Annotated in this window: 5 protein-coding genes; 1 reads left to right on the top strand and 4 read right to left on the bottom strand. The window is 53.4% G+C overall.

What is annotated here, in order from left to right; genetic code table 11:
• The 3 genes from Q0628_RS13600 to Q0628_RS13610 form a co-directional block, all read right to left on the bottom strand.
• Positions 1-1583: SMC family ATPase (locus Q0628_RS13600; RefSeq protein ID WP_298771860.1), on the bottom strand; the 1583-nt coding region annotated here is incomplete at its 3' end.
• The gene (locus Q0628_RS13605) at positions 1580-2749 is read right to left on the bottom strand and encodes an exonuclease SbcCD subunit D (RefSeq protein WP_298771862.1); all 1170 of its coding nucleotides are present in this window, start codon (positions 2747-2749) and stop codon (positions 1580-1582) included. The genes Q0628_RS13600 and Q0628_RS13605, both read right to left, overlap by 4 nt.
• Positions 2750-2848: 99 nt before the next feature.
• Positions 2849-4600: a fibrobacter succinogenes major paralogous domain-containing protein gene (locus tag Q0628_RS13610; RefSeq protein WP_298771864.1), complete on the bottom strand. Its 1752-nt coding sequence runs from the start codon at positions 4598-4600 to the stop codon at positions 2849-2851.
• A gap of 100 nt (positions 4601-4700) precedes the next feature.
• On the opposite strand from Q0628_RS13610, the gene Q0628_RS13615 reads away from it, so the two are divergent.
• Positions 4701-5699, top strand: a complete 999-nt coding sequence (locus tag Q0628_RS13615; RefSeq protein ID WP_298771866.1) for a hypothetical protein — start codon at positions 4701-4703, stop codon at positions 5697-5699.
• A 260-nt stretch (positions 5700-5959) separates the two neighbouring features.
• Here Q0628_RS13615 and Q0628_RS13620 read toward each other — a convergent pair whose 3' ends face one another.
• A complete protein-coding gene (locus Q0628_RS13620; protein WP_298771867.1) occupies positions 5960-6295 on the bottom strand; it encodes a hypothetical protein in 336 nt (111 codons plus the stop codon).
• Positions 6296-6343 lie beyond the last annotated feature (48 nt).

The raw sequence follows: 6343 nt of genomic DNA on the forward strand, positions 1-6343 counted from the left end.
CTTGCCTTTTCGTCGCGATCCTGCTGCATGCCCGCGAGGGTGGCCTTGAGCGTTTCAAGTTCCGCCTGAGTCGGCGCCTCCACCGATTTGCATGCCTTGTGGGGGTGGCTCGTGGAACCGCACACGGGACAGGCGTCTCCGTCCTGGAGCGTATCCGCGAGGATTCCCGCCTGTTCTTTCAGGAAGGCGCGATTCTTCGCCTCGAACTCGTCGTTCTTGTGCTTGTAGATTTCGTCGGATTTGGTGAAGGTTTCCTGTGCTTTCCCGAGCGTATCCACCGTTCCGTCGAATTCCTTGACCATGTTGCCTGCGCGGAGCAATTGCTGCTGTCGCGCCTTGAGCGATTCCTTCTGCGCTTCGGCCTGGGCCTTCTTTTCGCCCGCGTCCGAAAGCCCCTTGAGTTCTTCTTCGCTTTTCTGGATACTTTCGCCCTGTCGCTTGAGTTCGGCCTCGTCCTTTTCGAGTTTATTCTTGAGTTCGTTCAGCTTGGCGTTCTTAGAGGCAATCTGTGCCAGGTCCTCTTCGAGCTGGTCGTATTCGGGCAATCTGTCCTTCAGCGTGGCAATTTCTTCCTTCAGCTTGTCGCATTCGGGAATGTGCGCCTCTTCGCTCTGGAACGCCTCGCGCAGGGGCTTCAGTTTTTTCTGGAATTCCTCGTGGTCGCTTTCGGCCTTGGCAAGCGATTTGCGTGCCGAATCCACGGCCTTAGCCTTGCCTAGTTCCGCGTCCAGCGCCGAGAGTTTCTTGCCGCAGCTTTCCAGTTCGGTCTTCGCATCGTTCGCCCTTGCGGTGTCTTCGTCTATGACATTCTGCAGGGCGTCGGCGACCTCGTTCCAGTCCGTCACCTGTCCGTTTTCGGCGAGCCGCTTGAATTCCGCGATGCTTTCTGCATGGGCGGAAGCTTCGTCGCATTCCACACCCGCAATCGTTGCCTGCGCGAATTTCTCGCTTGACTTGCATTCGTCTTTCAGCTCGGACGCCTGCTTCTTCAGTTCTGCCTGCAATTTTTCGTAGCAGTCCGTCTTGAATATGTCGCGGAAAATCTTCTGACGTTCCTGCGTCGATGCGATAAGCACCTTGGCAAAGTCGCCCTGTGCTATCATGGCAAGCTGCCTGAACTGATTGATGTCTATGCCGAGCAGGTTTTCCACGGCCTTGTTCACTTCGGTCAACTTGCTAATCGTGCGGCATGTCGGTCCCTGCAGGCCGTTGTCCTGTGGGTAGTAGAAGAGTGCCGAGGCGCTTTCCTCAATTTCGCCCGTACCGCGTTCCTTGGGGCGCATGTATCCGCCGGGGTTGCGAACAATCCGGTATTCCTTGCCCGCGTAAAGGAATGTCAGGTCCACTTCGGTATTGGTTTCTGGCTTTGCGTTGTCGCAGCGGAGCATCCTGTTGGAGTTGCGGGTTGTACCGCTTGCCTGGCCGAACAGCGCGAAGGTGATTGCGTCGAAAATGGTCGTCTTGCCGGCACCCGTGTCGCCCGTAATCAGGTAGAGTCCGCTGGTTCCCAGCTTGTCAAGGTCAATGACGGTCCTTTCGGCGTATGGGCCGAAAGCGGTAATCGTAAGCTTTGTCGGTCTCATCGCGCACCTCCGAAAACTTTCTGGATCATGCTCTCGATGAACGCTGTCTCTTCCGCGTTCATATCCCTGTTCGTCATTTTCTTGAAGAATTCTCCGAAGAGTTCTTCCGGGGACTTTTTCTCGTCGGATTCGCCTGTCGTAAATTCCTTCTGGCTGCGAGTGCGAGCGTTGTCGTAACGGAGCGCCATCAGGTTCGGGAATATTCCGCGCAGTTTCGCCGCCGCATCGGGAACATCGTCCTCGTCCTTGAGTGTCACGTACACATAGTCGTCAAGTTTCTTGCCTTCGGCAATCTGGCTTCTGCGGAATTCCGGCGAAACAATTTCCTCGTATAGTCCCGTGATTTCGCGCATGTCGTGCAGCGGTGTTAGCGGAATTTCGCTCAGCGTCGTTCTTTCGCCCAGTTCCACGACCGTGATGGACTTGCTGTGACTAGCTTCCGACAGCGAATACTTCAGCGGCGTGCCGCTGTAGCGCGCCTTGACCGTTCCGTCGGCATCCGTCAGCACGTTCTGTGGCTTGTGAATGTGGCCCAGCGCCACATAGTCGAACGCCTCGAACACCGAGGCATCCACGTTGTCGAGCCCTCCTACGTTATCTTCGGAGTCGCTGCGTTCCGCATCCGTCACGTACTGGTGTGCAATCAGAACGTTCTTCCGCCCTTCCGTAAATTTCATCTTGGAAATGGCCATGCGCATGGCCGAGGTGTAGTCGGTCACCAAGTCGCGTTCTTCGTCTGTCAAGAGAAAGCTGCGTATGGTCACGGGTCGCACGAACGGGAGCATCCATATGTCCACCTCGCCGTTAGCGTCCTTGAGAGTGGTAGGTGCGAAGTTTCCGTCGTAAACGGGGGAAACGTGCACTCCGCGGCTTTCCATGAGCCTACCCCCGAATGCGATTCGCTCGGCGGAGTCGTGGTTTCCGCTCAGCACGAATATCTGCACGTTCTTGGCGGCAAGTGCCACCAGAAAGTTGTCCAGCGTCAAAACGGCCTCGGCCGAGGGCACGGATTTGTCGTAGACGTCTCCCGCAATCAGCACCGCATCGGGCCTTTCGGAATCTACGGCCTCCAGGATCTTGCCCAGAATGTAGCGCTGCTCTTCTAGCATCGAGCGCTCGCAGATGCTCTTGCCGATATGCAGGTCGGCGAGATGGAAGAATTTCATTCGGTATCCTCTTGTCTAAGACAATCTAAAAAATTGCACTATGACAATATCGTTTTCCGTTGGCAAAATGTAAAATGCGAAAATAAAGTTTTTTCGCCGCTAGTCCTTGACGCAGCGGACAGAATAAGCGTCTTTCTTATAGATTTCAGATATGAACACATTGTTTTTATAAAGGATAAGAGTTATTGCCCGGGTAGCATCGTCCGCAGAAGACAAGAAATAGGTATCTGAATTGTTTAAACTGCTGAAAGTTTTACCATTGGGAGAAACACCAATATAACCGGCTGGCAGGGCCGTGAATCCATAGTCGTCGGTGCCGTTGTATTCCTTGCCAGGAAAATCACTTACCCATCCGCTGGTAGATTTCAGCATTTTGCCGGCGATCTCTTCGCCTCCTACGGCTATTATCAGCTTGTCGAAATCGCTAACGCTGGGCAGGTGCCAGCCTTCGGGGCAGACTCCGCGAACGGTCTGCGTCCGGTGGCAAACGACGCTGTCGCCGCAGCCCTTTCCTGCCGTGGAGAATACGCCTGCGCTGTCCATTGCGGCACTCCAAAGGTAAAGGCGGCCGTGAGTCGTGCAGTTTATGGAGTCCGTACGGTGGCAGTAGCTCTTGGCGGTACCCCTGTTGTAGTTGTAGTTCAGATTCTGTGCCATCCAGGTCTGGGTGCCTATGGTCACGGTTCTGTAGGTCTGGTTGTCGCGTAAATCCGTAAGAGTGTTCTTGTCGGCGTCATATTCGCTGCCGTTGGAATTCGGGGAATCCTTCAGGCAGCGGATAGAAAAGGCGTTGTTTTTGGAGTCTGTGTATATGCTCAAGTTATAATGATCAATTGTCATCATATGCGCATTGAGGAAACCTTCTTCGCTAGAGGTCCAAAAGAATGCGGTTGATCCCTCAGATCTATATTTGTTTTGAGATCGTTCACCGCCTGGCAGCATTGCAAATTTGTAGGTGTCGGTGCCGTTATAATTGTCTTCCTCATCTTCAGGCCAGCCCTTGGTGGCCCGCAACACTTCCATGGCCTTTTCGGTACCGCCAACCTTCGCAATCAGCTCCTCGAATTCTTCGAGGCTCGGAACGTGCCAGCCTTCCGGACATACGCCGCGCTTGGTGTTGTTCGAAAAAAGGCTTGCGCTGTCCATGGCGGCCTTCCAGGAATACAGGCGGCCTAGCGAATTGCAGTAGGTGGTGTCGTCGTCATAGCAGTAGCTCTTGGCATTTCCCACGTTGTAGTTGTAGTTCAGGTTCTGCGCCATCCAAATCTGGCTACCGATAGTCGTAGTCTTGTAAATCTGACTGTCGCGCAGGTCCAGGAGCGTTTTTGCGCTAGCGTTGAACTCGCTTCCTCTTGTGTCGAAGTCGAACGAAGACGAACTTTCCGTCATGTCGGATGACGACTGTGCGACCTGCTCGTCGGTAGAGTCCTTTTCGTCTTCAGCTTCGCCGTTCAGGGCAATCTCGACGGAATCGCTTCCGCAAATGAGCAAGTATCCGCTGCTGTCCGCCTTCATCTCGAGCGAACAGGGGTCTCCGTCCTTTCCGGAATCGCCCGTGTCTCCCTTCTTTCCGTTCTTGCCGTCTTTGCCATCGATGCCGTCCTTGCCGTTCAACATGGTCCAGGTCTTGTCGATGCAGTAATAGACCTTTGCGGAATCGGTCATGTAAATCATGGACCCTTCTTCGTCCAAACCGCACTTGGGCATGTCTTCGCCGGCCTTGATGACCTTGATTCCGACGACCTCGTTTTTCTCGATGACCTCGTTCACTTCGGTGACTTCGTCATCGCAGGCGCAAAGGAGTGCAGTCGCCATGGCGGCCGCCGCAACATAGTAAATCTTTTTGGACATGGGTGCCCCCTCAGGTGAGTTATAGGATATATAAAAAAAGAATCCGGAGGCGTCAAATAAAATATTTATATTTCGTCGGGATATCTAATTGGGAGTTTGTATGAGAACAACAAGATTTTTGCGCGCCTGCTGTGCCGCATTCTGTATTTTTGCACTTGTCGCCTGCGGCTCGGATTCCAGCTCGAATGCCGAAGACACCAGCAGTTCTTCCGAGGCCCTGAGCAGCTCTTTAGAAACGCTAAGCAGCAGTTCGCAGGACCTTGCCTGGCCCGACGAAAGTTTTTCTGACGACCAGTTGCTCATGGTCGTCTGCAGGAACATGGTGGTGAACGATTCCAATCAGACGTTCCGCTGCGACTACGAACGGACACACAACCGCTGCTATCCTGTCGGCGAGAACCATTACGAATGGCGAAAGCAGCCCGGCCAGAAGGGTTCCATGGAACTGCGGTACACTTTTCTTGACGATGTCCTGACCTTGTACGACAACAGCGGCACTGCGCAGTACTTCGGCGGCACCTCGGGCAAGCTTGAAGGAACATGGCGTCGCGAAGAAGGCCTGTTTGGCCCCGATACGGTCGTGGACATGGTCATCGCGGGTGATTCGATGATCTCGTACATCACCATGCTCGACACGACTTACCTGGAAAACCGCATGAACTCCCTGAACAGCATTTTCATGATGTCCATCATGAACGATATCCTTGGCGGCAATGCTTTCAATGTGAGCACGCAGTTGCTGTTCCAGAAGCATTTCGACATCGCCGAGCTTGAAACGATCCTCGACGAACGTGAAGTCGCTCCCAGGACCGACAAGAGCGTGACCCTGCTGCTCGATGACCGCGAGGTGACCGTGACGGTCGACTATAAATACGAACGATACGAATCCTACGCGGCCGCCGATGTGTCTTACGGTGGCAAGACCTGTTCGGGACACTGCCACATGGCAAGACTCATCGGGCAGACCGGCCGCAAGTACTGCGTCGACGGAAATGTGCTCGGCATGGGATTCGATGGCTACTATGAGAATCTCATTGACGACAACTCCACGGAATTCCAGACCTGCCTAAACGAAATGTTCGGCAGGGCTGCGGAATAGGAAAGGTTATTTTAGCCATATAGCCTCCATGTAGCCGCGTTCGCGGCCGGTTGATGTTAGAGGCGTCCTTGCAAAATCAAAAAGCCGAATAAAACAAGAACGCACCTCGCCTTAAAACAGCGAGATGCGTTTAGCGGTAATGTACCTAAATATCAGAAAACTGGCACAAATGCGTAAGGCGAGTGTCGCAACCATGCTTGCATGGATATGACCGAGCCTAGCATTTGGCGCTTGCGCAACGGGGCAAGAAAATTTTACAGTCAGGTAGATGCCGCGTTGTCAAGCAACACATTCACATAAGTCTGGTACGGGATGCCTGCGGCAGCGGCTTTACGTTTGATTTTATCCACCGTCTTGACCTTGAGCCTTATGGAATACATTTTCTTTTCTTCCTTGGCCTCGGCAATGGCGCGGCTGATGCGCGCAATGGATTCCTCTAGCGTTTCTGACTCATGACCGCCGGTGATTACCATCGGATCTCTCATTGTGGTGTCGTTCTCGAGTGCTTCAATCTCCTCCTTAGAAAGGAAATCGTCAACCAGCTTGAAGCCTTTGGGCAGCCTAACCTTCTCACGCTTTTTGCACTTCATCTTCATGAGCTCTCCTTACAGTTATCAAAGTTTTCAAATCGTCAGAGACAATTA

The organism is uncultured Fibrobacter sp. (assembly GCF_937877005.1).
Classification (GTDB): Bacteria; Fibrobacterota; Fibrobacteria; order Fibrobacterales; family Fibrobacteraceae; genus Fibrobacter.

Excerpts from the sequence above, each read along its gene's own strand:
- Q0628_RS13605 (WP_298771862.1), bottom strand. The coding sequence starts at position 2,749 with ATGAAATTCTTCCATCTCGCCGACCTGCATATCGGCAAGAGCATCTGC.
- Q0628_RS13620 (WP_298771867.1), bottom strand. The coding sequence starts at position 6,295 with ATGAAGATGAAGTGCAAAAAGCGTGAGAAGGTTAGGCTGCCCAAAGGC.
- Q0628_RS13615 (WP_298771866.1), top strand. The coding sequence starts at position 4,701 with ATGAGAACAACAAGATTTTTGCGCGCCTGCTGTGCCGCATTCTGTATT.
- Q0628_RS13610 (WP_298771864.1), bottom strand. The coding sequence starts at position 4,600 with ATGTCCAAAAAGATTTACTATGTTGCGGCGGCCGCCATGGCGACTGCA.